The following is a 22367-nucleotide window of genomic DNA, read 5'->3' as shown; positions in this document are numbered from 1 at the left end:
TACAGGTTCAGGTGTTCTTCGAAGCCGGTCGGAATCCTTTCTCGATGACGCCGCTCCGGCACTTGGTGACCTTCTCGATCAGGCCATCGTCGGCGAGCGACTCAAGAGGATGGTAGACTCGCGAGTGGTCGGCCCCCAGCAGGTCTGCAACAGCGACGTACTGGACGCCCATCTCCTGGTCGCACTGTGGATCGTACACTACCCGAAGCGCCGACAGCACCTCCTTGCGTGTGATCTGCTCATTCATCGCTGACCTCCGCATCGGTCAGTCGCTCAGTGCACGTTGGACATTCTTTCTGTCCCTCGAACTCGAACCGCGTGTTGCAAAACGGGCAGTACACGCGACGACCCTGCGGTGGGGACATGGGTGTCTGGTGGTCTCGAACGTCGGAGGCCGAATCATGCTGTGACATGGGTGGTTCTTCCTCAATAAACCGAAGACGAGTGAGCCATGTAAGCGAAACCGGGGTGTTTCCGATATTGCCAAAAAAGTCAGAACCTGCTAATTGCGGACTCATGTGCCCGTTCTCGGGACCCTATCCGGTTTCCGAAACTTTGCCGATACTGTGTGGCTGTAACGATTGCACGGGCTAGGAAACTCTTTCAATTACCGTTCGATTCACCGGAGAGAATTCCCAGCCTTCTCGATCCTGTTTTTCTGCGCCTCAGGGGTGAGTCGCTCACTCAGAGTGCCTGTGTTCTCCATGACTGGCAGACAGACCACCCTCGATAGCGCACTGTTCATCGAACGACCGAGCCCGCGAAATCCGCCAGCGACGAAAGTCGAACTCTGTGAGCGTGCGGCCGAGTACGCACGAACCGTTGACCTGGACGTCGACCTCTCGCGGATATCGTGGGAGGTGTCGACGCAAGCGAAACGCCGTGCTGGTGCCTGTCGCTACAAATCGCACACCGGCGAGATTACGATTCGACTCACCTGGGCAGCGTACCAGAAGTTCGGCTGGGAGGAGTTCACCCGGGTCATCCGGCACGAGCTCATCCATGCCTGGGAGTTCCAGCATTTCGGCGAGTCCACCCACGGGAGGCGGTTCAAGCGGAAGGCCAGCGAACTGGACGTCGACGTCCACTGTCCCAAGTTCGTTGAGGCGCGGTTGCTACTGGAGTGTGAGGACCAGAATTGTGACTGGGAAGCGCGACGGTACCGGGCATCGAAAGCCGTAAGCCAGCCAGAACAGCGACGATGTGGGTCATGCAACAGTCCATATCACGTTACTCACGTCGCAACCGGACGGTCCTGGCAGACGAGCCGCGAGTATCGACAGATTCGGAAGGAGATCGGAGACGAGTGGTAGGATTGGCTCGATATCCAACAAGAACCCCATAAACGAGGTCAAAGACAGAGTCGACGAACTAATCAACCAAGACTAGGTGTTCAATGAAAAGACAGTGCACAAGGACCGGACATTGTGGTCGTACCTGACGATGCTACCGTGGACCACGAGGTAATCCACGAGCGATGGGGCGACCTCACTGAGTAGCGAACGGTGCGTCGAGACATCAGAGTTCTCAAGCAGGCTATCCAGTGAACAGAGTTGATGCGAGATGACCGACCACGGGGCTTACTCGTGCCAAATAGAACCCTCGTCTTCTGAGAAATCCTCTCTCTAATGGTCTCGGGGATCGCCGATGGCGTCTTTGATTATCTCACCTTCAGCTCGATGAAGGACCCCACTGATTACCGACTTATTGACTTCCAGTTCCTCAGCAATATCGGTTAACGAACATTCTCGGGGGGTGTCATAGTACCCACGTTTAATCGCGGCAGTGAGAATCTCACGTTGCCTGGCCGTGAGTGAATCGAGGACATCGTACCCATCGGTGATGGAGAGAACATCATACGTGATACCACGTTCATCAAGTGATTCCCACATTGCAGCCATTTTCGATTCAGGCATCACGAACTCGATGAAGAGATATCCATCACGGGCAACGACAGGAGTAGTCGGATGGTAGCCGATATCTTGAGAGACAAAGTACCCCTCTGGTGGCTGTCCTTCGAACGTAACGACGATTGTATCCTCGTCCTTGTGCAGGATCTCAAGAGTCTGTGCATCCCAGTGCGTCAATGCTTCTTGGACGAAACGGTCTGGTTCATCAGTTCGAATCTCTATCACGCTACATACTCCGTCGTCCGTTGGGTAATTGGCTAAAAACCGGATAATTGTGTCAGGGAAATACTTGGCGACTGCTTCCATATCCGGCAGCGGTCCAACCTTGAGACGCACTCGCGGCATGGTCCTCTTTGGTTCTCCAACGTAATGGGGGCAGAGGTAAACATGTTCACCTGAACGGCTTTCGTCTCTTCTGGACTCATTCGAATTGGTGAAACAATTCGATGGAACACACAGCTGAGATTGGCGTTTCCACGATAAGTCATTGCACACTGATAGTTGGTGACCAAGAAGAGTCTCTCCAGTTCTACACTGAAAAATTGGGCTTTGAAAAAATAGAAGATATCCCGATGGGGGACGACCGGTGGCTCACCGTTGCTCCGTCTGGCGAAGCGCAGCCACGTCTGATTCTTCGCTCACCAGACTGGTTCGGGGGAGTCGATGAGCAACGGTATTCGGGATTGATCGGTCACAATCCGATGCTTGGTCTCAAAGTCGAAGATTGTCGTAAAGCGTACGATGAGCTCACAGCACGAGGCGTGAATTTCTCCAGCGAACCCGAAGAAACGAGTAATGGGGTAGAAGCGGTTCTCGAAGACAACGAGCAAAACCAATTGCTCCTCTTCGAAGAAGTCACTAAAAAATAAACCACTAAAGTCACCGACACGTTAGCTGTTGGGGAGCACAGCGTGGTATGGAAATTCAGGTTCAAGGAGGCATAACGGTACAATCGTCGCACCTAAGAATTCCTCTCAGGTCAAATCAATCCCGCCGCCGACTGCCTTTATTCTGGGCCACTATCATTCTTGAACGAGTCTGCGCTTGATATCGCCGCGGAACCAGTAAGCAAGTGCCGAAACCCCTGCAATCAATCCAAGGATGACCACCGCTTCGAAGTGACGACCTGCGGCAAAGCTCTCACCAGCGAAACTCGTCAGGACGTAGGCTGGGAGTCTCCCGACCACAACAACCACCAGAAACGTGGTAATCCGAATTTTCGTGAGTCCAGCGAGAAATGAGGCAGCGTCGTCCGGCGTACCCGGGATTGCGAAGAATACCAACAATCCAGGCGCGCCAGCCTTACTGACGAATGCATCTAGTCTTGAAACAATGTTCTCGTGGAGTACGCGCTCTACGAAGGGCCGACCGTATCGCTTCGTAATCAGAAACGTAAGTCCGCTCCCGATGGTCACCCCGATCATACTGTAGATTGTCCCCCAGACAGGACCGAAGAGATACCCTCCGAGCAGTACCATTATGTGCCCGGGAATCGGTGCGATGATAACCTGAAGCACCTGAACGAGCACGAATACAAGTGGGGCAAAATATCCAAAACCACCAATCCATTCACGAAGGTACGTTGGATCCAGAATCGCCGATGAGTATTGATGAGTAAGATACCCTGCAATGGCCGTAACTCCGAGGATGGTCGTTAGTAGCGCGATACGCTGGCTCCGACTCACAGATGTAGCGAACAGTTTCATACTCCCAGTAACTCAAATCTGATACCCCGCACTCGATACAGCGAGATATCGTGCGACCAGGGCGACCGGAATCAACGGAACCGCGGTACCGGTACCAATCAGCAGGATCAGGATTCCAATTTTCACGACAAGGCTTGAATCGTCCCAGACCGCGACAGTGACTTGGTTGAGCCCATTCGCGACGCGCTTGCCACGATTTCGGAACTTGTCTGGGATCAATACCATTGACTCCTCCCCTGTTCAGTAGCCACCCAAGTAACCGCCTCTATGTCCATAACGGAATCTCTCATCAGTTCCGACAAGCGGGGAAACCCGAATCAAGATTCACGTATACATGTTGTCGTTGGATAATCCAGGAATTTCGCTGCTCCTACCCTCCTCACAATCAGATGTGCGGCTCTGTCGAAATCTTCGGCCACTGATAGCATGTTGAGGCCGTGCTGAATACAGAGTGCGTATCGGTCACGGGGCATCCGGGAGGATGCCGAGTTGTCTCATCATGCCGAGTGCATCGTAACTCGCCCATCGTTCAGCGATCATCCCGTCCTCGAGACGGGCGATGATGATCCCTTCCGCATCGAAGCGTTGCCCGGTCGGTTCGAAGCCCATGAACTCCCCCTCGTGAGTACCCCGCATTCGAGCACGGAAGACTACTCTGTCACCTTCCGCGATCATATCCTCGATGTCGTATTGAAGATCGGGAAACGCGGCCAGGTACCGTTCGTTGTACGTCTTGAAGGCCTCCCGGCCGCGAACATCCCCGGTCGGGTCGTGGAGAACCGAGTCCTCGGTGAACAGGGTGTCGATCGCATCGACGTTACCGTTCTCCCAGACCTCCTCGACAAAACGAGTAACGACGGCCTTGTTCTGCTCAGTTGATGATTTAACGGCCATGGACCCTATACGCTGTACTCGTAGATAGCAGTATTCTCTGTGCCTGTCTCCTTCGGCAATAGAAATGTGCCCGCAGAAATGGGCGGGTTGTCGTCACCGTATCGAGTCCTGCTCGATGGTTCGCCGTGATGGATACATCCTCTCGGCCTTGTTTGAACGCATGATTTCACGGGTGTGAGTCCTCGATGGCGCGTTCGATGTTGCGGACCGCGGATTTCATGACAATTTCACGGAATTGACCGAACCAGGTTCTCGCCCAGAGCGTGTCACCGTATCTGCACCGGAGCCGAAAAACACCGATTCAGCGTTTGAGCGTTGATTATACGCCCGATCACGGATGAGAAAATTTCGTGCCCACCCCCGGAACCCGGGATCTCGCTGCGGAATCAGCGGTGTGACAGCTTCCGCTCGCAACCGTGTGCGAATCTGCTCCCAGTCGTAGCCCTTATCGGCTGCTACAGCCGCCAGCTTATCTAAATTCCGGGTTAGCACCTGCCAGCCAACCTGTGTGTCGTGTGGTTGTTTCATCGAACAGTGTATATCTAGAATCGCGCTGGTCTCGCAATCGATCAACAGCGTGGTCTTCACGGCCTCGAACGTGTAGTCGGTGCGTTTGGCGTAGTGCTGGCTGGCTTGGACGCGATCCACGCCGGTTGCGTCGATTGCCTGAACATCACCGAGCTCGTACAACTCGACAGACTGATCGAGGATCGCCCGCCACCGCTTCATCGGAATCGACTGCTTTCGCGTACACACCGTCGAGAAGTGCGGAACCGTCTCAGGCGTCAAGTCGAGCAAATTCGCCACTCTTGGCATCTCGCGGAGGACGTCCATCAGCTTCCGGTACGGATGGCCGAGATACTCTTTGAGCCCCTGAACGGCGAGGATCACCCAGTCAGCGTAGCCTTCTTCACCCGGACGGTAGGCTGGAGCTGGCGGGCCAACGACGGCTTTTTGAGCGAGCGATACAACCATCTCTGTGAAGCGGGAGGTCTTCGTGTGCACAACGAACCCGTCCCGCTTCACTTCCTAGTAGATTTGGTATTTCTCCGGAGCTACTAGCACAGCGATACGAGGTCGATTGACTCTACGCTGTTAAAGTTTGAGCGTCTAAACAAGGCCCATCCTCTCTATTTAGCACGCAGTTTCTATCAATTTCTGAGGGTTTCAACAGAGCCAGATGTTCCCATATCCAGATACCTATGATGAACACGTTCACCAGAGACGTTATTGTTGGTGTGACTATCTGTTCCGGATGATATCCATGGATGAAGTCACCCTTTCTGGTACTGCGTTCGAAATCGGGCACCAATACGGGACTATCCTCAGAGAACATGGGTTCGAGCCACCAGAAGTCACACCCACTCAGAGACAGTTCGTTATAGATTGTCTACCGTACGTCGAGAGGGCTGCACCTGGTATTCTTGATGAGCTCCGTGGCATCGCCGACGCAGGAGACTGGAATCTCGAACGGATCAGAGCAATACCAATTGCGCTCGGCTGGGACCATGGGTGTACTGTCGTCTCACTATCTGGAGAACACTGTGCCGATGGTCGACAGCTATTCGGACGGAACTACGATTTCTCGACGGAATTCGCCGATTTCGCCACCATGTTTCGGACTCAACCTGCGAGGGGGTTTTCCCACGTCGGGTGTTCAGACCACTGGACTGGGCGACACGACGGCGTCAACGAAGCCGGTCTTGCTATCGGCCACAGTTTCGTTCCTCATAGGGGGTTGAAACCGGGGCTGATGTTCTCTCTTGCGGCTCGGACCGTGCTGGAAACGTGCCAATCTGTTGGCGAAGCGGTGGCGTTCCTTGAAGATGTAACACATGCACGAAACACGAACTTTTTGTTGGCTGATGGGTCTGGGGCGATAGCGGTCGTCGAGGCAAGTCCTGAGACAGTTACTACATCATATCCCCAAGGGTTCGGTGTAGTGACCAACCACTTCCAATCAGACTCGATGACTAAGTACGAACAGGAAGACGGTAGTCGCTCGAGTAGTAAAGAGCGGCAGGCGTCGATCACTGAATGGGTAGAATCAGCGGGTTCTCCTCTCTCACTCAGCGACCTGAAACAAACGCTCTCAGACACTGAAACTGGTGTCTGTGCTTGTTCGACACCGGATGAATCGACGGATGTGGAGACGCTCTGGTCGTGGGCGATTGCTCTTGACGGGCCCGAGGCGTTTCTCTCCCATGGTCGCCCTGATCGGGGCCCCTACACAAGCGTTGATTTGTGAAATTGTGGCTCTATCGAGATTCTCGGGCACGGACAGTTCAACGACGCTGTGCTATATACAGGACGTGTGTCAGGAAGCGATGGCAGAATACAGGTTACTCGCCGACAGGGGTCTGTTGGTGAGTGCGCAGTTGCCACGACCCGTTGGCTTCGACGTACGTCGTGGTGACGAGAGCGGTGTACTCAGATCCATCCTCACTGCGTTCTGCAACTGCTCGGTAGACCACCTGGACGACGTCGTCATCGACTTCGACCAGTCGCTCCTCGTCGAATTCGATACGCTGCCATCTGTCGGCCCCTCCAAGAGACTCCAGCACCGCCGACCGCTCTAGTATACCAGTCGGTTCGGGAAATACCATCACAGCATCCTCCGAGAGTGCGTCCTGATAGAACTCCTTGTCAGCGTTCCACAACTGCCGCTCCAGTTCCAGTATCGACTCCTTGATGCCCATATTCGAATACAGAAGAGCTTTTAGAATAATTGTACCGCCAACACGAGATCGGGACCCCTGGATGCGAAGGCAAGCTGTGATGGCGTCTACGGGACTCTAGCTGCTGCATCCATCCTCTCGATATCACATACTGTTTCACTCATCCCTTGACCATTCCAACAAAAGCCAGTATCGTAACTTCTTATTCTACTGAGAGAGCCAGATGGACTTTCGCACCAAGGACCCCAGCGACGACGGTAGTCACAAATCGAACCAACATGGTCAAATCAAGGGCGCCGAACGCGAGGCCAAGAGTTCCGACGACAATACCGACTCCTGCTCCGTGACTCGTCGCTGTCCTAGATTTTACCTCTCGGGCGACCCATGCAGCCGAAACCCCTGTTATCAGAATCGTCAGAGCGGGAAAGAGCAGTGCGCCGGACACCATAGAGAATTGCTGGATTGCCAGTTGATCGGGCTTGCCTCCTGACCCTGCGGTTCCGACGAGCGAATACCCGACGATTACCGCGACCAAAACTCCCATGGATATCACGTGAGTTACAACGCCACCGGCGACGATTCGTTTCCAGTGAAGGTCTCTCATTTTCGTCATTCACTGTAAGGTGTTTCTGTGGGGGAATCAGAATTCACGTCTACATGTTCATGTCACACCGGCTCGGCCCAGTCAACTCTGTAGGAATAGATTTTTTCGAAGTTCTCCACTCCCCGCTTCAGGAAGAATGGAAGAATAAGATCCCGTATTTTTCGAGCGACGATGTTTGACGGTGCTTTCTGATTGCCTGTCTCTCGAGATATCTCAACAATCTCTTCGACCCGGTCTCGTCGCAACGATTCGAACCTCTCGAACGCGTCCTGGGCGTTTTCGAGGTCCCGTACACACTTTGCCAGAACGATTGCGTCTTCCATGGCGAGCGACGCCCCCTGTCCAACGTGGGGAGACGTTGCATGGGCAGCGTCACCGATGAGACAAACTGTCTTTGTATGCCAGGTTGGAAGCGCGGGCAGATCGTATACTGGCCACTTCCCGATTTCACCGTCGGTCGAGCGGATGATTTCGGTGACTTCCTCGTGGTCGTCCTTGTGAAGATGAAGCAATTTCTCTTTCCACTCTGCTTGCGGAATGGTCTCCAGTTCTGCTCGATCAGGAGCCTGCTTCCGCTCGTGATTCTCGAACCAGAAAATCTCTCCCGTTGGAACCTTTTGATACCCAAAGAAACCGTCCACGCCAAACGTCATCCTCATCACGCCATCCGACTGTGGAATCGAATCGTTGTGCGTGAACGCCCCGGAATCGATTATTCCCGTATACTCTGGTTCAGGGGCATTAGGGAACATCGAGCGTCGGGTCTGTGAATGGATTCCGTCACAGCCGACGAGGAAGTCTCCGTGCGCTTCTGTACCGTCCTCGAAGTAAGCAATCGCCATGTCATCGTGTGGCACCTGAACGTCTACCAAACGCTTTCCGAACTCCACCGTGATGCCACGCTCGGTGGCTGCTTCCCGAAGGGCCTTGGTCAAGAGCCCGCGTTTAATCACAACCGTTTCCGAGGGATTCTCACCGAGTCTTTTCTGTTTGTGATTCTGGAAAACCAGGCGATTCGACTGGTGGCCGTTTTCGAGGACCTCGTCTTCGATGCCGAGAGTTTCCAGAACATCCGTTCCATTCTTTGCAAGATTGAGGAAGAAACCCTCCTCATCTCTGGGTTCTGACCGTCCCTCGTAGATGATTGGCGTGATGCCGACTCGTTGGAGATACATTGCGAGAACCGGGCCAGCCACGCCACAGCCAATTATCAGGGCTTTCCGATCTTCGTTTGACTGGGTCATCGTGACCACCGAGAGAGACTGGATTCGATTCTCCGTGCTTCGAAATCAACGCCTTCAGGCACTGTTCTGCTATCGGGTACTGATCTTTCGACCATCAGAAAGTAACTGCAGTCGGTTTCGCATCAGCATTCAGATGAACATGTTGATGAGGAAGTCTCGATGCTTCCCTTCGACCACAGGAGACCATGACTGGGTCAACCACGTCCTTTCACCACAGAGATTTCACCGCGGGGAACGAACCTGGTTGATAATGTGAACCGCCCCGGGGGTCAAGCCCCGAGGCACTCGCCTTGTTTCCTCTGTAGACCAGCAAATGTCCCACCTGCGGTACGGGAAGCCCCGCCATCCACGGCGGAGAGGATGTCACAGATATTCACAACACGGTATCACCGTGTTCCCATCTGATCTCGAAATTGGAGCAAGATAGACGCTAACTCTCTTGGGCAGCTAAGCATCGGCAGATGCCCTGAATTGAGCGTAATAACCTCGTTAGTCCCCAAGGTTTCCGCGCTGGTTACCTGTTGATCAGGGTGGATAGACTCATCATTTTGAGTTTGAATGTACATCCGGAGAACGTTCGGAATACTGCCGTTCACTGGGTCGGTATAGAGATGGCGTGATTCTGGGACGAACCGAGAAATCACATCGTCTGCCTGCTCGTCAGTCAGCTCTGCACAGAGAGACCGCTTGATGATTCGCTCCGGTGGCTTCGTTCCCACAAGTCGCATTATGAACCTCTGGACTACCTGTTCGTGGAATGGGAGACAAGACATGAACGACTGACCGCACTCTGGGATGGCTGCACACAGACCGACAAACCCTGCGGTGCAGTCAGAAAGACGGTCTGCGACTTCCACGCAAATTGAACCCCCTATTGAATGACCAACGAGAATGACAGTGGAAACATCCCACTCCTCAATCTGTTTCACGATGGCTTCCACGTAGTCCACCAACTGGAGGTTGTCTCGTACCGGCTGCTCGGCTGCTCGGGCCGGAAACCTGACTGGTAACATCGGAGCGTCAACGAGCGAGACCAACTCTTCCCAAATCCATACATCGAATCCAGCGCCATGGACCAGTACGAATCCGATATCACAATCGGTCGCCTCAGAGAACTCGCTCATCGTACCGCTAGCCTCGCAAGAGGGCCGGTGCAAGTTTTGCGCCAAGCACTCCTGCCCCAACAGTGAGACCAAACCGAATCAACATCATCACGTCCAGAGCTCCGAACGCGAACCCGACTAGGCCAGCAAGAACACCCACTGCAACACCGTGGATAGTTACTGTATCAGAGTCAACTCGCTGCGCGACCCATCCCGCTGCGACTACAGTCAACAGAATCGTTAGCAATGGGAATATCAAGGTGCCAGAGATGGTACTGAACTGCTGTAAGGCACCACCGTCTGGCTCTCCCCCCGTTTGGAATGCAAGGAGGAAGGTGTAGGCTACAAGCCACGCGATTAGAAGCCCGGTCGAAATGACGTGCGGGACGATACCACCAACGACGATTTGTTTCCACTGTAAGTCCGAGACTGTCGTCATCGACTGGGTGAAGACCGGAACAAGGAATCAGGATTGAGGTCTACATGTTCACCGCCTCAATTGTCGTAGTGTTTCACTCCACCACTCTGCTGTCTACAGACTCCGAGACAGGGAGGCGCTGAAGCCAACATGTTTACCTGAATATTGACCGCTGGAGAGCGCCCACCTCGATGCGAGAGATGAAGTTCACTCGAAGGGAGTCTGTAAAACTCGGCTTGCTGACTGGTGTAGGACTTGGTGCCCCTCTCGGGAGGGTCGCTGGGCCAGTAGAGCGCCTGGTAGAATCGATGAACATAACGAGTCCCCGTGTCGAGAAGTTCGAAGTTCCACTACCTGTCCCTCCAGTTCTAGAACCAACAAGCTCAGACGAAACGACCGACTATTATGAGATTACACAGCAGAAGGGAACAGTCGAAATCCTCCCAGGATACGATACTACAATCTGGGGATACAATGGAATCTTTCCAGGGCCTACTATCGAAGCTAAAAGGGGACGAGAGGTAGTCATCGAACAGCGGAACGAACTCCCTGTGCCGGTCTCAACGCATCTCCACGGTGGGGTGACACCCCCTGAGAGCGATGGGTTTCCAACGGACCTCATCCTGCCACCTGATTTGTCGGTAGACGATTTACCAGGGCATATCTCTGGAACCGTCGCCGGTGTTTCACACGGCTCGAAAACGTACAGGTATCCAAACGAGCAACGAGCAGCAACCCTCTGGTATCACGACCACAGGATGGATTTCACCGGTCCACAGGTGTACAAGGGACTGGCAGGGTTCTATCTCATCCGCGATGACATCGAGGACGAGCTACCGCTTCCAGATGGAGAGAAGGAAGTACCTCTCATGATCGCAGATCGAACGTTCACCGATGACGGTGAGATGTACTATCCATCGGTCGACCCATCGCTGTTGGGTGACCACGGAGTGCTTGCCTCAACGAGTTTCGGGCCGCATACCGGTGTCTTTGGAGACACGATTCTTGTCAACGGGGCACCGTGGCCGCGTATGGAGGTCTCGAACACGAAGTACCGTTTTCGGGTTTTGAACGCCTCCAATGCACGGGCCTACGAACTCGCACTCGAGCCGTCGCCATCGGAAGGGAACTCATTCGTCCAGATCGGCAGCGATGGCGGCCTCCTTTCGGAACCGATTCGTCATGACGAGCTTCGCGTATCTCCTGCCGAGCGCTTCGACGTGGTTATCGACTTCTCGCAGTACCCAGTCGGCTCCGAGATCACACTCGTAAACCGTCGCGGAGAAGGACGTGTGTCGGATGTGATGCGGTTCGAGGTCGTCCGAGAAGAGGAGGACGAGAGTGAAATTCCAGCGCAACTCGCTCCACAACTCGACTTCCCGAGTCCTGGTGAAGCGGAGACGACGCGACGCTTCTTTTTCATCGCGGGGATGCTCGGTGGAATGTCGACGATAAACAACAAAGGGTACGACCCCGAGCGTATCGATGCGAAACCTCGCCTCGGCGCTACTGAGATATGGGAATTCGATGCCGATCCAGCGCATCCGATACACATGCACCTCGTTCACTTCAAGGTGATTTCGCGTAACGGTGGTCCCCCCGGACCGTATGATGCGGGCTGGAAAGACACTGTGTTCCTCGACGGTGGGACCGTGCGGGTGGTTGCTAAGTTCACTCCTTACCGGGGTAAGTACGTCTTCCACTGCCACAATCTCGAACACGAGGACATGATGATGATGGCCAACTTCGAGGTGGTCTGAATGAGCGTTCTGGAGAGGGAGTCAAACGAGCTAGGATCTTCTGGCGATGTAGCCCTTCGCTACTTCGGGGCAGTACTTGCTTTCATTTCACAAGCGATTCACCTGTGGATACTCCCCGAAGCATTCGTTGTTACACTCTTACCCGGCTTGTTCTTCCTCTTCGTAGGGATTTTCCAGGGGGTACTTGCTGTACGTCTACTGTTCAGGCCCGGGAGATGGACACTACGCCTAGGCATTTCGTTCAACCTTCTGCTCACTGCCATCTGGGTAGTCACCCGGTTCGTAAGCCTGCCCGCTCTCACTGGGTCAGCACAAACCAAGGTAGGATTGCTTGGTGCCATGGCGATGGTTGCACAAATAGCGTTGATGGTGTCAATAATACTGTTGATGAGAAACGATAGATAGACTAACGTCAGTCACCTCTCGAACGTTCTACATCTACCTCAGAAGTGTTCTACTCAAAATTTGCCCCTCACACATGTTCTACGCGTCAAAACGAGCCCCCTGATTCATTCACTTCCCGTCGTCTGGATTACGATCCGAAAGCGACTGCGACAAACTATCGAATCGACTTTGCGCCTTCTTCTTCCGTTCTTCTGTCTCGACTGGCTGGTAGGCAAGGACGGTCTGGTCATCCTCACCAACTCGAAGCGTGAAGATCGCGTCCTGGTGTCGGCCCTCCACCGGGAGGAACGCTTTTGGAATGACGAGCTCCTCGACGACCTCGCCCCCTTCCTCACAGAGCAAGACTGCCTCCTCCTCCTCGAAACGGTCGAGTACCGCAGTGTACGTCTTCTCGGTCATCAGTATGCTTCCTCTAGGACTGTCTCGCCGTTATCTGTTTGCACGATGACCGTGTCCCCGTCGTTGTTCCAGATGGGAGACCCGCTGCCCCAGTAGAGGTCGGTATCAGTGTCCTCGCCACTCCCAGTATGCAGCGTCACGGATGCGCCAGCCTCCAGTGTGAACCCATCAGGGACCGTGTAGCTGTTCCCAGCGGCGTCGGTGACCGTCCACCCCGACATGTCGACCGCTGCATCGCCGTCGTTGCTGAAGACCACGTACTCGTCGTTGAGGTTCTCCGATTCGGTCCCCTCCGCATCGGCGTGGACGTTATCGACCGTGATGCCACCGTCAGTCGCGACCGGCGTTGCCGTGTACTGTTCAGGTGTCCTGGTAGCCCCACTAGATTGCCCCGACGAACCGTCAGCTGCAATCGTGTCCCGGACGGTGAGCGACCCCGTAGTCTCAGGGGCGGTTGCCGACCCATCCCGAACACTGGTTGCCACAGTCGGTGCCTGTTGTTGCGTCGCGATGGACAGGGTTTGGCCGTCGGTGACTATCTCTATCGACCCGTGGGTCGCCGTCCAGTACGTCGGCACGGACCGGTCAGCGAGTCGCTGAAGGACCTCCTCGTGTGGGTGGCCGTACTGGGAGTCGTATGCACTGGAGATGATTGCGACCCGCGGTGAGGCCGCGTCGAGCAGCGCCGCACTGTTACTCGACCGACTTCCGTGGTGGCCCGTCTTCAGGACGGTCACGTCGAGCTGATCACGCTGGTTTGCGAGCAGGTACTCCTCAAGTGCCTCTTCGCCATCGCCGGTGAACAGGAACGAGACACCGCCATGCTGGACCCGGAGCGAGAGACTGTTCTCGTTGCGAGCCTCGTTCGCGATATACCCCTCAGGTGGAGCGATGACGGAGACATCGACGCCCTCGAATGGGATTCGATCACCAGCACCTGCCCGGTAGAGCGGGACGTCGTACTTCTCGACAGCATCGAGGTATCGGCCGTACGTGTTCGACGACGAGGCGATACCGGGGTCGTAGATAGCCCCGACGCCATCGTACTTCGTCTCGAACGTCTCGATGACAGCTGCGTGCCCGCCGATGTGGTCCGCATCAGCGTGGGACGTGACCAGATGGTCGATTCGAGTGATTCCCTTCGCCTCCAGATAGTTGATGACGTACTCCCCATGGTTCCGCCAGTCCCCAGTGTCGATGAGCATCGTCTCATTGCTCGGTCCAACGAGCAGGATACTCGTGGACTGCCCGACGTTAATGTAGTGGACACTCAGCGTTCCGTTCGCGGTCGCTTGTGTTTGCGTCGCTGTGCCGTCAGTCTCCGGTACTTCACCTGGTCCGGTGGTTGTCCCGTCAGTGGTCCCTGGTCCGCCTGCGCAGCCTGCCAGCACGACCAGGCAGACGACGAGGACTGTCCCCCAGGACCGCGTCTTTCGCATACGTGACCTCAGGCAGCAGCGTCGCTTATTCCCTCCGTTAGTTTCTGTTTCCTGACCAAGGACCCCACTACTTCCGCTGTTAGGGTTTCGACCTGCATCTTCGAGTTCACGGGCAGCAGTGAACTCGGACAGAGGTTAACCAACGCCTGTTGGTCACGATGGTGGTCTGTTGGTTAATCGACTTCGGTCCTGCATCCACGACGCACAGCATTATTTCGTCCCCCGAAGGGTGCAGGGAACCTCTCGAAAATACCCTGCAGAACAGTGATTGCGATAATGTCGACCGACCATATTTACACAGCGACCGTTGTGGCATTGACGAAGAATTGGGAACTGAACAAAAATCAGCTGGAATTGGTAATCTGGGTATGACTTCAGACCCTGAACACCAGATCGACGTCTTACGACAGAAACTCGAGAATCGAGAACGCGATGTGAATGATGCTGACTGCGAGGCCCTCCTGAGATTCAGTGACGAGCTGTTCCTCATCCCCAGCCAGGTGGGTCACCTTCGCCACCTCAAACTCCTCAGGCACAACGTCAGAATGGCTGAGCATGCTGGTTCCCTCGTCAACGCGCTGGAGGATGAAGAGGCGGCCAAGGATATCGTCCGATGGATTCATCGGAACTACGACAACGAAGAGACGAACCGGGACTACCGGGTCGCGTTGAAGCAGTTCGGACGGCGGGTCACGGACGAGAACGGCAACAGGCCACCCAAATCGATGGAGTGGATCCCATCGAACACGTCGAGCACGTACGATCCAGCTCCTGAGCCGAGTAACATGCTGAAGTGGAAGGCAGACGTCCTACCGATGATCGAGGCAACGCTCAATCCTCGCGACGCCGCTCTCATCGCTGTCGCCTGGGATGCAGGTGCTCGCTCAGGAGAACTCCGGAGTTTGAGACTCGGTGACGTCACCGACTACACTCACGGCTACCAGATCACGGTCCAGGGGAAGATGGGCCAACGCTCAATCGGCCTCATCCCAAGCGTTCCATTCCTCCAGCGCTGGCTCGAAGCACATCCTGGTGGCCACCCCGATGACCCACTCTGGAGCAAACTGAACACACCCGAGAAGCCGAGTTACAACGCTCTGGCGAATATCTTGAAGAATGCCGCTGAACGCGCCGGCATTACGAAGCCGGTGACGTTCACCAACTTCCGAAAGAGCAGCGCCTCGCATCTCGCCTCACGTGGCATGAACCAGGCGCACATCGAAGACCATCACGGCTGGACGCGTGGCAGCGACGTCGCCTCCAGATACGTGTCCGTCTTCGCTGACGACTCAGCCCGAGAAGTTGCTCGCATCCACGGACTCGAGGTCGATGACGAAGACGAACCCGAGCCAACAGCCCCGATTGAGTGCCCCCGGTGCCATCAGCGAACGCCGCGCGAGAAGGACCACTGTATCCACTGTCGACAAGCCTTCACGAAGGAGACAATCGTCGCAGAACAGGAGAACTGCAAGTGGTGTGGTGTCTCGATCACAGACTATCCGAGCCACATACCAGAGTGTGCTGCTGTGAGCGTTGAGGATTTATCGGAGTAAACGGAGACCGCGACTTAACCAACAAGATCGGGAGGAAAGTCCGGTTGTTGGTTAACTCGAAGGGGATCAGGTATTCTGCTCCTCAACGGCATTTTTTCGCCCCCTGAAGGGTGCGGGGCAGTGCTCGTGAGCGCCCTGCAGAGCAGTGATTTCGATAATGGCGACCAAACACATCTACGCAACTGGCTTCGACGAATCTGAACGACTTCCAATCGACCTCCCGTGTCCCGAGTGCAGTGGCAGCCTCGAACGCGACCAACGACAGACCTACTGTACCGAGTGCGGGCTAGTTATTCGGGAGTACGAGATCGACCACGGGCCAGACTGGTTCGACTACCAGAACCAGGAGTCGAACAAGCACGTCGGCTCACCTCTGACGCCCGCCAGACACGACAAGGGACTCTCCTCAGAAATCGGGGAACAACGAGACGGGATGGGCAACCGACTTTCCGGGCGGACGAGGCGACGCTTCAGCAGGCTCAGGCGACACCACAGCCAGGCCCGCCAGCCGACGAGGCGGTCACGAAACACTGTCAGAGGGCTCATCGACGTGCGGCGTGTCACGAGCGCGCTCGGGCTTCCAACGAGCGTCCGTGACCGGGCAGCGTCCCTGTTTCGAGAGTCGCAGTCCCGAGGGCTCCTGCCAGGCCGCTCAGTCCATTCCTTCACCGCCGGGAGTGTGTACGCCGCATGTCGGTGCTTCGACTTGCCACGGACACTGCAGGAGGTTGAGAGCGTCGCTCGGTGTGACCGCTCCGCCCTCCGGAACGCCTACCGCGTCATGAACGTCGAGCTCGGCCTTGAAGTGACCGCCCCATCACCCAGTGCGTTCCTCCCACGGCTTGCAAGCGAATTCGATATCTCTGATACCACCCGTCGTGAGGCGTTCGTTCTCGCACGACGGCTGGAAGATGCAGGCGACGTAATCGGGAGACATCCCGCCGGCGTCGCCGCTGCATGTCTCTACGAAGCTGGCCAGCAAACCGGGGAACGCATCCTGCAGAAAGAACTGGCGACCGAAGCCGGTGTATCCCCGCCCACGATTCGGAATCGCCGCGAAGAGGTTCGAGAACACTGCTGATAGAGCGTTTCTGAACATCTATTTACTAGGCCTGAACCAGGGACTTCTTCAGAAATTTTCGAACGAAAAGACCAGGCTACAGCAAGAAAAAGAGAGATTTCCGTTTATGAGACGTCGAGGGGCACCTATGAATACAGGTTCTCCCGACGCCCAACCCGATGTATCCGGATCACTTCTGCGGCGTCATCGATATCCACGAAGGCCCGAAGGCTGTCCCCGATTCGCAGCCGACCATCAGGATGACCGGCCATTTCTCGATAATCCCAGTCCCGCGGGCTGCGAAACTGGTTGTGGGCGATCCTGTGGAGCTTCTTGTGGACATACTCTTTCTCAACCTGTCCAAGTGATTCCATCGTAGCGGCGCCGTCAGCCGTGAATGTGATTCTGTATACCATGATTCTCCTCTGTTGTAGAGCGCGTTGCGACACGCTGACGCCAGGTTGACTTCTACACCCGATTCTTGAGATGACGCGTAGCCAGGTCCGTCAACTGCGACCAGTCCCGGCCGACGGTCCACTTTTGACGGACAGAACCGTCAGCAGGATTCCAGTGATAGAGTCTGAGACATTCACCCTTGTACGGACGGTCCAGACGGACTACCGCAACCCAGCGAGTTTCGTCTCTGCGGACGAGTACGTACTCAAGCGGAGTCAGACGAGAATCGAGAGGAAGGTTCCCCGGCGGTGACTGACCCTTTCGTCGCTCGAGCTGGGTCACGGCGTTTAGCTCAGCAGACCAATAGTCCGGACGCACACGCCACGTGTGTGGGTTTGAGTACCCATGCTTGTTCGCGACCCAGCGCTCCATCCGGAGCCGCTCCTCTTCGGTCTTGTCGTCACGGTCGCGGACGAGTCCGGTCCACCAGTCACCCGAGACGGCAACTGGAATCGTATTGAGTACGGTTCGGTTCGACTTTCCTTCGTTCGGTGGGCAAGTCATGTCTACACTCATACCTTGTCCAGAGAGGGGTTAAAACCAATTAAACACCACATAGAAGGCCTGAAGCGCAAATTCGCCCCAAAGAACAATTTTCAAATATATTATTTTTGTTATTCTGCCCTTCTATTGCGGGCGCGGTTCACGCGCTCGTGAGCGCGCTCGCGCAAGTTCGCGCGCGCGAGGGAAGGGGGACTTCAGCCGATATTCAAAAAGTATGACTAATCACGAATTTCGCCCCGAGAATCGTATATAAAGCAGGGTCTGGGAGACGATTCAGTCCTCGAATATTCTCCTTCATGCTGGCGAAATCGGGTTCCTAAGTGGAGGAATTTTATCGCCCCCTGAGGGGTGCGGGGGCACGATAGCCTCTCGTCGATTCCAATGTCGGAAAATCCACTCTCGAAACTCCAATACCTGACCCGCGTCGGAAAGCGAGCACAGTACGAAGCCTTCGAATTCGAACTGACCTCGACAGGCGTTCGCGTCCGCAACTGCAGCCACGCGAATCCGGGCAAGCACGAGTACCTCGTCACCGTCAACGACGGGGTCCCGACCGCGTGCACCTGTCCTGCCGACGCGAACTACGAAGGAGCCTGCAAGCACCGCATCGCGGTCGCGATTCGACGGCCCGTTCTCGACTCTGCAACTGAGAACCAGCTCGTCGCCGACGGCGGTGCTCGACCAGTCGAACCCAACTCAGAGACCAGGTCTGCACCTGACCCCGACTGCGACTGCGACACCCTTCCCGACGACAGTCCATGCTGGCCGTGCTACCGCGACGGCAAACGCAACTTCGACGACTGACCGCTCACGCTGCCCGCTATCACCGACTTAGCTGAACCCTACTCAATACAATGCACAAACTCATCTACGCACTCGTTCAGGCATCGTCCACCGAACACGCCCTCGCGAACGCCCGCTCCGTCTTCGACCACCTGGTCGGCGCTCACCCAGACACGTGCCCCGTGTTCGACTACTACGTCACCTTCGACGACCACGAAGCGTCCCTCGCCGGGCCCGCCCGCTGGGGCGACCTCCCCGTCGCAGTCTCAGCCCACGCACCCGCCGGCGCCGAACTCATCGAGCGTGGCTGGCGTGCCACCCGCAACGAATTCGAACGCAACCTCGACATCGCCCACGACGCGCTTGCCAACTACTCCACCGACGAAATCATGGAAGACACCGACCTCGTCAGGCACGCCTTCTACAACGTCGGCCGCTACCAGGGCCCGACCATCGCACTGTACGATCAACACGCCTGCGGCATCCGTCACCGCCGTAAACTCGACGCCGTTCTCGACACCGACGACCTCTGGGTCGTCCCCGCCGACGTCCACTACTGACCTGCGACTACCCCCTCGGTGGGACGACTAATCGCACCTCGAGAGCAGTACCCTCACGATCAGACCGGACCTCAACCAGGGTCGCCCGACCGTCATGGCCCGAGCGCCGCGATATCCGCACCGACCGTCGCGAGCGCGTCGGCCGGGTTCGGGTCGCTGTCGGCGAGATGCGTGTAGTGGTGCTCCGGGATACGTGACAGCGCGGTAGCGATGGCCCCGCTGTAGGAATCGACCCCCGGTTCAGTCGGGGTATCGCCGCCCCAGACGTCCCGGATGACCGTCATCGAGTCGATGCGCACCTCAAGTTTGCGTGGTTCGTAGCGGGTTAGAAGTTCGGCGAGGCCGAGCTGGAGGGCGACGTACTCGGCGGTGTTGTTTCCCGAGTTGGAGCCCACGGGTCGGCCGAGACGGGCGAGTTCGTTCTCGTCGGCGTCCATGATGACGGCGCCCGCGCCGGCGGGCCCGGGGTTGCCGCGTGAACTGCCGTCGACGTAGAGGATGAAGTCGTCGCCCGTCGCTTCCTGGACCGGCGGCCGGGCGAGTTCCGACGTCTGCAGGTTCTCGAGTGCGCGACGGAGTTCGGTCGGGCTGGTCCCGGGGTCGAACAGCCCACCGAAGCCGGGGACGGCGTCGTCGATGGCGTCGATGGCGGCCGCCACGTCGTAGCCGACGGCGGCGAGTACCTTGTCGACGAGACCGGCGAGTGGCGAGAGGGGCTCTGCCGGGAGGACCTCCTCGGTCACGGTGCCACCTCTGACCGGCTTCGGTCGCGGGTGCTCTCACTCTCGCTCTCTGAGATCATCGGAAACCGGCCACAGCACTGCATATCCGTCTCTCGGTGGTCGAGCGGGATAATCCCTTCAGGTGGGACCGAATGCGAGCCATCCCGGACACGGCCAGGAAGTCCCGACCGAGTCGGTGGCCGCCTCTCGGTGGCCTCCCGGTCAATCGTCGGACGGTGCTGCCGCGGTGGCCGTCCCGCTCCCGGCCGTGGCGACGGTCTCCTCGTTGGCGGCGACCCACCGCAGGAGCAGGAACGCGAAGACGTACTTCGCGACGATGTCGAGGCCGGAGTACCCCCACGAGGTGAGGCCCACCGACTGGACGAGCGCGAGGCCCTCGACGCCCACGGCCCAGACGATCGGGTAGCCGAGCCACAGCACGATGGTCAGGGCTCTGAGCGTGCCGAAGATGTCACTGGTGCCTGCCCTGGCGGCCGACTTCGGCCACTCGACGACCAGCCCGTAGAGGACGACGAGGAAGAACGCACAGCTCACCACGTAGAACAGCCACCGGAACAGCAGCGAGGACGTGACCAGCGCCGCCGCGAGTCCGGTCACACACATCGCGATGTCGGCGGCGATGACGGTGAAGAGGCTCCCGCGGTCGACGTCCGCGAGGAGGCCGAGGGCGAGCAGTATCATCGGCGTCGAGAGGGTCCAGGTGAGATAGCGACCCCACTGGCTGAGCACCTCCTCGCCGGCCAGCGGGTGGCCGGCCGGCATCTGGATGTACCCCGCGGTCAGGCCGGAGGCCAGGCCGAGGTAACTCGATATCGACACCAGCGGTATCAGCAGCGTGGCTGCCCAGATGAACCGGGCACGTGGGGTCGACACGTTGCGGCCCATGTAGACGAACAGTAGTATCGACAGACCCGCCAGCGCGATGTTGACCCACAACGACGAACTCAGCAACGCGTCGTTCCGTATCTCGGACAGGACGTCGGCCTGGGTCGTCTGGAGCAGCAGTCCGGTCGTGGTCACTGGTACCAATCCCATACGGTACCGGTCAGTGCTCTATATCTATAAATAGGCGCCCGAAATGCGCGATAATCCGGAGAAATAGTGGCCGAACGTTCAATTTATATCTGTGCCCACCGCGCCGCCAGGCAACCGTGAGACACCGCGCTCCGGTCGCTGGGCAGGACTCGAGACTATGTCAAGAATTGAAATTTTCTGGTTGTCTGTTGGCCAGTCCGGGGCGGGTGCCTGTCTCCATGGTCGTGGTGGACCGCGCGATTCCGTCTGGACTTGGGGTGACAGTGAGAGAGACAGAAGGCTGCTGACGACGGGGAGGGCTGACGTCAGCGGGTGGGCGGTGGCGGTGGGGAATACCACCATGGACGGGAGCGGAGGGGACTGCTTCGATGCACGAACAGCCAGCGTCGGATTCAGTCTGACGGACGGGTAGGGGTCGATGGCGTAGCACTCACCTGCTCTGGTTCGGTGACGACCAGCCTGACCTGGGGTGTGCCGTCCTCGAACTCGAACGTCGCTCGCTCGAAGGTCGATTCGAACACCTTTCGATGGTGGCCGTCTTCGTGGAGTTCCACGTCGGTGGCGACGAGGCCGTAGGACTCCAGACGGTTCAGCCGTCGGTAGATGGTGGACCGTGATGCCTCACAGGCCTCGACGAGGTCACGGGCGGGTCGGGACTCGACCGACAGGGCCTGGAGGATGCGACTGGCGTAGTCGTCGTCGAGCAGGTCGAGCAGGTCCATCGGGCTGGCCTGGTCACCGTCGGCCGTCACGACCAGTTCGCGGTGGGAGTCGGTGGGAGCACCGGTCGTGTCGGCGACTGCGGTGGCCTCGTGTTCCTGCGTCTGGTTCGACGTGCCAGCGTCGCGATGGAGCTGCGTACTACTCGACATGGGGAGCACCTCTGCGGTCGGGATGGCTTCGTACAGGGCGGCGCACGGAGCCGGTCGTCGAGGTGTCGACGTCGGCCAGTCCGTCACGGGTGGCTTCGACACCATGGGGGCATTCGTTCGTGAGTGGCGGGACCATCGCATCTCGTACTCTGGGCCATAGCAACTGGAAGGTGTCCGCAACGTGCGTAGTCTGCGAGAGGGTGTCACAGCTATACTGATAGCCCCGGTCGGAGGCCGCCGT

25 protein-coding genes and 1 pseudogene are annotated in these 22367 nt (G+C 57.0%); 10 read left to right on the top strand and 16 right to left on the bottom strand.

Going from position 1 to position 22367, the window contains the following annotated elements; genetic code table 11:
• Window positions 1–7: 7 nt before the first annotated feature.
• Window positions 8–247 carry a hypothetical protein gene (locus NOV86_RS19560; protein ID WP_267643506.1) on the bottom strand — a complete coding sequence of 80 codons (240 nt, stop codon included), beginning with the start codon at window positions 245–247 and terminating at the stop codon, window positions 8–10.
• Between the two features lie 457 nt (window positions 248–704).
• Here NOV86_RS19560 and NOV86_RS19555 point away from each other — a divergent pair, with 457 nt between their 5' ends.
• Entirely contained in the window at window positions 705–1313 is a 609-nt protein-coding gene (locus tag NOV86_RS19555; protein ID WP_267643505.1) for a SprT-like domain-containing protein, read from the top strand.
• A 312-nt stretch (window positions 1314–1625) separates the two neighbouring features.
• Here NOV86_RS19555 and NOV86_RS19550 read toward each other — a convergent pair whose 3' ends face one another.
• Entirely contained in the window at window positions 1626–2216 is a 591-nt protein-coding gene (locus NOV86_RS19550; RefSeq protein WP_267643504.1) for a helix-turn-helix domain-containing protein, read from the bottom strand.
• Window positions 2217–2356: 140 nt separating this feature from the next.
• Between NOV86_RS19550 and NOV86_RS19545 the strand changes: the two genes are divergently transcribed.
• Window positions 2357–2779 (top strand): VOC family protein, encoded by a 423-nt coding sequence (locus tag NOV86_RS19545; RefSeq protein WP_267643503.1) that lies wholly within the window; start codon window positions 2357–2359, stop codon window positions 2777–2779.
• A gap of 153 nt (window positions 2780–2932) precedes the next feature.
• Here the strand turns inward: NOV86_RS19545 and NOV86_RS19540 are convergent, their stop codons facing one another.
• From NOV86_RS19540 to NOV86_RS19525, 4 genes and pseudogenes are all read right to left on the bottom strand, one after another.
• On the bottom strand, window positions 2933–3616 hold the full coding sequence (locus NOV86_RS19540; protein WP_267643502.1) for a TVP38/TMEM64 family protein: 684 nt from the start codon (window positions 3614–3616) through the stop codon (window positions 2933–2935).
• A 12-nt stretch (window positions 3617–3628) separates the two neighbouring features.
• The gene (locus NOV86_RS19535) at window positions 3629–3841 is read right to left on the bottom strand and encodes a hypothetical protein (RefSeq protein ID WP_267643501.1); all 213 of its coding nucleotides are present in this window, start codon (window positions 3839–3841) and stop codon (window positions 3629–3631) included.
• A gap of 237 nt (window positions 3842–4078) precedes the next feature.
• On the bottom strand, window positions 4079–4510 hold the full coding sequence (locus NOV86_RS19530) for an ester cyclase (RefSeq protein WP_267643500.1): 432 nt from the start codon (window positions 4508–4510) through the stop codon (window positions 4079–4081).
• A gap of 166 nt (window positions 4511–4676) precedes the next feature.
• Window positions 4677–5536 (bottom strand): annotated as a pseudogene (locus NOV86_RS19525) (IS5 family transposase).
• Window positions 5537–5765: 229 nt separating this feature from the next.
• Here NOV86_RS19525 and NOV86_RS19520 point away from each other — a divergent pair.
• Window positions 5766–6758: a C45 family autoproteolytic acyltransferase/hydrolase gene (locus tag NOV86_RS19520; RefSeq protein WP_267643499.1), complete on the top strand. Its 993-nt coding sequence runs from the start codon at window positions 5766–5768 to the stop codon at window positions 6756–6758.
• Between the two features lie 94 nt (window positions 6759–6852).
• Here the strand turns inward: NOV86_RS19520 and NOV86_RS19515 are convergent, their stop codons facing one another.
• The 5 genes from NOV86_RS19515 to NOV86_RS19495 form a co-directional block, all read right to left on the bottom strand.
• Window positions 6853–7209 (bottom strand): nuclear transport factor 2 family protein, encoded by a 357-nt coding sequence (locus NOV86_RS19515; protein WP_267643498.1) that lies wholly within the window; start codon window positions 7207–7209, stop codon window positions 6853–6855.
• Between the two features lie 181 nt (window positions 7210–7390).
• Window positions 7391–7801, bottom strand: coding sequence for a hypothetical protein (locus NOV86_RS19510; RefSeq protein ID WP_267643497.1), 411 nt, complete (start codon window positions 7799–7801; stop codon window positions 7391–7393).
• A gap of 53 nt (window positions 7802–7854) precedes the next feature.
• Window positions 7855–9036, bottom strand: coding sequence for an FAD-dependent oxidoreductase (locus tag NOV86_RS19505; RefSeq protein WP_267643496.1), 1182 nt, complete (start codon window positions 9034–9036; stop codon window positions 7855–7857).
• A gap of 386 nt (window positions 9037–9422) precedes the next feature.
• The gene (locus tag NOV86_RS19500) at window positions 9423–10160 is read right to left on the bottom strand and encodes an alpha/beta fold hydrolase (RefSeq protein ID WP_267643495.1); all 738 of its coding nucleotides are present in this window, start codon (window positions 10158–10160) and stop codon (window positions 9423–9425) included.
• 7 nt (window positions 10161–10167) lie between these two features.
• Window positions 10168–10578 carry a hypothetical protein gene (locus NOV86_RS19495; protein WP_267643494.1) on the bottom strand — a complete coding sequence of 137 codons (411 nt, stop codon included), beginning with the start codon at window positions 10576–10578 and terminating at the stop codon, window positions 10168–10170.
• A 170-nt stretch (window positions 10579–10748) separates the two neighbouring features.
• On the opposite strand from NOV86_RS19495, the gene NOV86_RS19490 reads away from it, so the two are divergent.
• Together NOV86_RS19490 and NOV86_RS19485 are read left to right on the top strand one after the other, a co-directional pair.
• Window positions 10749–12317, top strand: coding sequence for a multicopper oxidase family protein (locus tag NOV86_RS19490; RefSeq protein WP_267643493.1), 1569 nt, complete (start codon window positions 10749–10751; stop codon window positions 12315–12317).
• Window positions 12318–12722 carry a hypothetical protein gene (locus NOV86_RS19485; protein ID WP_267643492.1) on the top strand — a complete coding sequence of 135 codons (405 nt, stop codon included), beginning with the start codon at window positions 12318–12320 and terminating at the stop codon, window positions 12720–12722.
• A 108-nt stretch (window positions 12723–12830) separates the two neighbouring features.
• Here the strand turns inward: NOV86_RS19485 and NOV86_RS19480 are convergent, their stop codons facing one another.
• Entirely contained in the window at window positions 12831–13121 is a 291-nt protein-coding gene (locus NOV86_RS19480) for a DUF3006 domain-containing protein (protein WP_267643491.1), read from the bottom strand.
• A complete protein-coding gene (locus NOV86_RS19475; RefSeq protein ID WP_267643489.1) occupies window positions 13121–14560 on the bottom strand; it encodes a lamin tail domain-containing protein in 1440 nt (479 codons plus the stop codon). The genes NOV86_RS19480 and NOV86_RS19475 overlap by 1 nt, the downstream gene beginning before the upstream one ends.
• 368 nt (window positions 14561–14928) lie before the next feature.
• On the opposite strand from NOV86_RS19475, the gene NOV86_RS19470 reads away from it, so the two are divergent.
• The 5 genes from NOV86_RS19470 to NOV86_RS19450 all read left to right on the top strand — a co-directional run bounded on the left by NOV86_RS19470 (window position 14929) and on the right by NOV86_RS19450 (window position 19476).
• Entirely contained in the window at window positions 14929–16113 is a 1185-nt protein-coding gene (locus NOV86_RS19470; protein WP_267643487.1) for a tyrosine-type recombinase/integrase, read from the top strand.
• A 157-nt stretch (window positions 16114–16270) separates the two neighbouring features.
• Entirely contained in the window at window positions 16271–17194 is a 924-nt protein-coding gene (locus NOV86_RS19465) for a transcription initiation factor IIB (protein WP_267643486.1), read from the top strand.
• Window positions 17195–17352: 158 nt separating this feature from the next.
• Entirely contained in the window at window positions 17353–17541 is a 189-nt protein-coding gene (locus NOV86_RS19460; RefSeq protein WP_267643485.1) for a hypothetical protein, read from the top strand.
• A gap of 973 nt (window positions 17542–18514) precedes the next feature.
• Complete coding sequence (locus NOV86_RS19455) at window positions 18515–18937, top strand: SWIM zinc finger family protein (protein WP_267643484.1); 423 nt, start codon at window positions 18515–18517, stop codon at window positions 18935–18937.
• Window positions 18938–18987: 50 nt separating this feature from the next.
• On the top strand, window positions 18988–19476 hold the full coding sequence (locus NOV86_RS19450; protein WP_267643482.1) for a DUF7995 family protein: 489 nt from the start codon (window positions 18988–18990) through the stop codon (window positions 19474–19476).
• 92 nt (window positions 19477–19568) lie between these two features.
• Here NOV86_RS19450 and NOV86_RS19445 read toward each other — a convergent pair whose 3' ends face one another.
• The 3 genes from NOV86_RS19445 to NOV86_RS19435 all read right to left on the bottom strand — a co-directional run bounded on the left by NOV86_RS19445 (window position 19569) and on the right by NOV86_RS19435 (window position 22126).
• Window positions 19569–20219, bottom strand: coding sequence for a ribonuclease HI family protein (locus tag NOV86_RS19445; protein ID WP_267643481.1), 651 nt, complete (start codon window positions 20217–20219; stop codon window positions 19569–19571).
• 201 nt (window positions 20220–20420) lie between these two features.
• Window positions 20421–21254, bottom strand: a complete 834-nt coding sequence (locus tag NOV86_RS19440; protein WP_267643480.1) for a bacteriorhodopsin — start codon at window positions 21252–21254, stop codon at window positions 20421–20423.
• A gap of 392 nt (window positions 21255–21646) precedes the next feature.
• Window positions 21647–22126, bottom strand: coding sequence for an ArsR/SmtB family transcription factor (locus NOV86_RS19435; RefSeq protein WP_267643479.1), 480 nt, complete (start codon window positions 22124–22126; stop codon window positions 21647–21649).
• Between the last annotated feature and the right edge of the window lie 241 nt (window positions 22127–22367).

Origin of the sequence: Haloarchaeobius amylolyticus, assembly GCF_026616195.1 — an archaeon.
GTDB classification, from domain to species: Archaea; Halobacteriota; Halobacteria; order Halobacteriales; family Natrialbaceae; genus Haloarchaeobius; species Haloarchaeobius amylolyticus.
This window is presented reverse-complemented; position numbering and strand designations above follow the sequence as displayed.

Excerpts from the sequence above, each read along its gene's own strand:
- NOV86_RS19560 (WP_267643506.1), bottom strand. The coding sequence starts at position 247 with ATGAATGAGCAGATCACACGCAAGGAGGTGCTGTCGGCGCTTCGGGTA.
- NOV86_RS19555 (WP_267643505.1), top strand. The coding sequence starts at position 705 with ATGACTGGCAGACAGACCACCCTCGATAGCGCACTGTTCATCGAACGA.
- NOV86_RS19550 (WP_267643504.1), bottom strand. The coding sequence starts at position 2,216 with ATGGAAGCAGTCGCCAAGTATTTCCCTGACACAATTATCCGGTTTTTA.
- NOV86_RS19545 (WP_267643503.1), top strand. The coding sequence starts at position 2,357 with ATGGAACACACAGCTGAGATTGGCGTTTCCACGATAAGTCATTGCACA.
- NOV86_RS19540 (WP_267643502.1), bottom strand. The coding sequence starts at position 3,616 with ATGAAACTGTTCGCTACATCTGTGAGTCGGAGCCAGCGTATCGCGCTA.
- NOV86_RS19535 (WP_267643501.1), bottom strand. The coding sequence starts at position 3,841 with ATGGTATTGATCCCAGACAAGTTCCGAAATCGTGGCAAGCGCGTCGCG.
- NOV86_RS19530 (WP_267643500.1), bottom strand. The coding sequence starts at position 4,510 with ATGGCCGTTAAATCATCAACTGAGCAGAACAAGGCCGTCGTTACTCGT.
- NOV86_RS19520 (WP_267643499.1), top strand. The coding sequence starts at position 5,766 with ATGATATCCATGGATGAAGTCACCCTTTCTGGTACTGCGTTCGAAATC.
- NOV86_RS19515 (WP_267643498.1), bottom strand. The coding sequence starts at position 7,209 with ATGGGCATCAAGGAGTCGATACTGGAACTGGAGCGGCAGTTGTGGAAC.
- NOV86_RS19510 (WP_267643497.1), bottom strand. The coding sequence starts at position 7,801 with ATGACGAAAATGAGAGACCTTCACTGGAAACGAATCGTCGCCGGTGGC.
- NOV86_RS19505 (WP_267643496.1), bottom strand. The coding sequence starts at position 9,036 with ATGACCCAGTCAAACGAAGATCGGAAAGCCCTGATAATTGGCTGTGGC.
- NOV86_RS19500 (WP_267643495.1), bottom strand. The coding sequence starts at position 10,160 with ATGAGCGAGTTCTCTGAGGCGACCGATTGTGATATCGGATTCGTACTG.
- NOV86_RS19495 (WP_267643494.1), bottom strand. The coding sequence starts at position 10,578 with ATGACGACAGTCTCGGACTTACAGTGGAAACAAATCGTCGTTGGTGGT.
- NOV86_RS19490 (WP_267643493.1), top strand. The coding sequence starts at position 10,749 with ATGCGAGAGATGAAGTTCACTCGAAGGGAGTCTGTAAAACTCGGCTTG.
- NOV86_RS19485 (WP_267643492.1), top strand. The coding sequence starts at position 12,318 with ATGAGCGTTCTGGAGAGGGAGTCAAACGAGCTAGGATCTTCTGGCGAT.
- NOV86_RS19480 (WP_267643491.1), bottom strand. The coding sequence starts at position 13,121 with ATGACCGAGAAGACGTACACTGCGGTACTCGACCGTTTCGAGGAGGAG.
- NOV86_RS19475 (WP_267643489.1), bottom strand. The coding sequence starts at position 14,560 with ATGCGAAAGACGCGGTCCTGGGGGACAGTCCTCGTCGTCTGCCTGGTC.
- NOV86_RS19470 (WP_267643487.1), top strand. The coding sequence starts at position 14,929 with ATGACTTCAGACCCTGAACACCAGATCGACGTCTTACGACAGAAACTC.
- NOV86_RS19465 (WP_267643486.1), top strand. The coding sequence starts at position 16,271 with ATGGCGACCAAACACATCTACGCAACTGGCTTCGACGAATCTGAACGA.
- NOV86_RS19460 (WP_267643485.1), top strand. The coding sequence starts at position 17,353 with ATGTATCCGGATCACTTCTGCGGCGTCATCGATATCCACGAAGGCCCG.
- NOV86_RS19455 (WP_267643484.1), top strand. The coding sequence starts at position 18,515 with ATGTCGGAAAATCCACTCTCGAAACTCCAATACCTGACCCGCGTCGGA.
- NOV86_RS19450 (WP_267643482.1), top strand. The coding sequence starts at position 18,988 with ATGCACAAACTCATCTACGCACTCGTTCAGGCATCGTCCACCGAACAC.
- NOV86_RS19440 (WP_267643480.1), bottom strand. The coding sequence starts at position 21,254 with ATGGGATTGGTACCAGTGACCACGACCGGACTGCTGCTCCAGACGACC.
- NOV86_RS19435 (WP_267643479.1), bottom strand. The coding sequence starts at position 22,126 with ATGTCGAGTAGTACGCAGCTCCATCGCGACGCTGGCACGTCGAACCAG.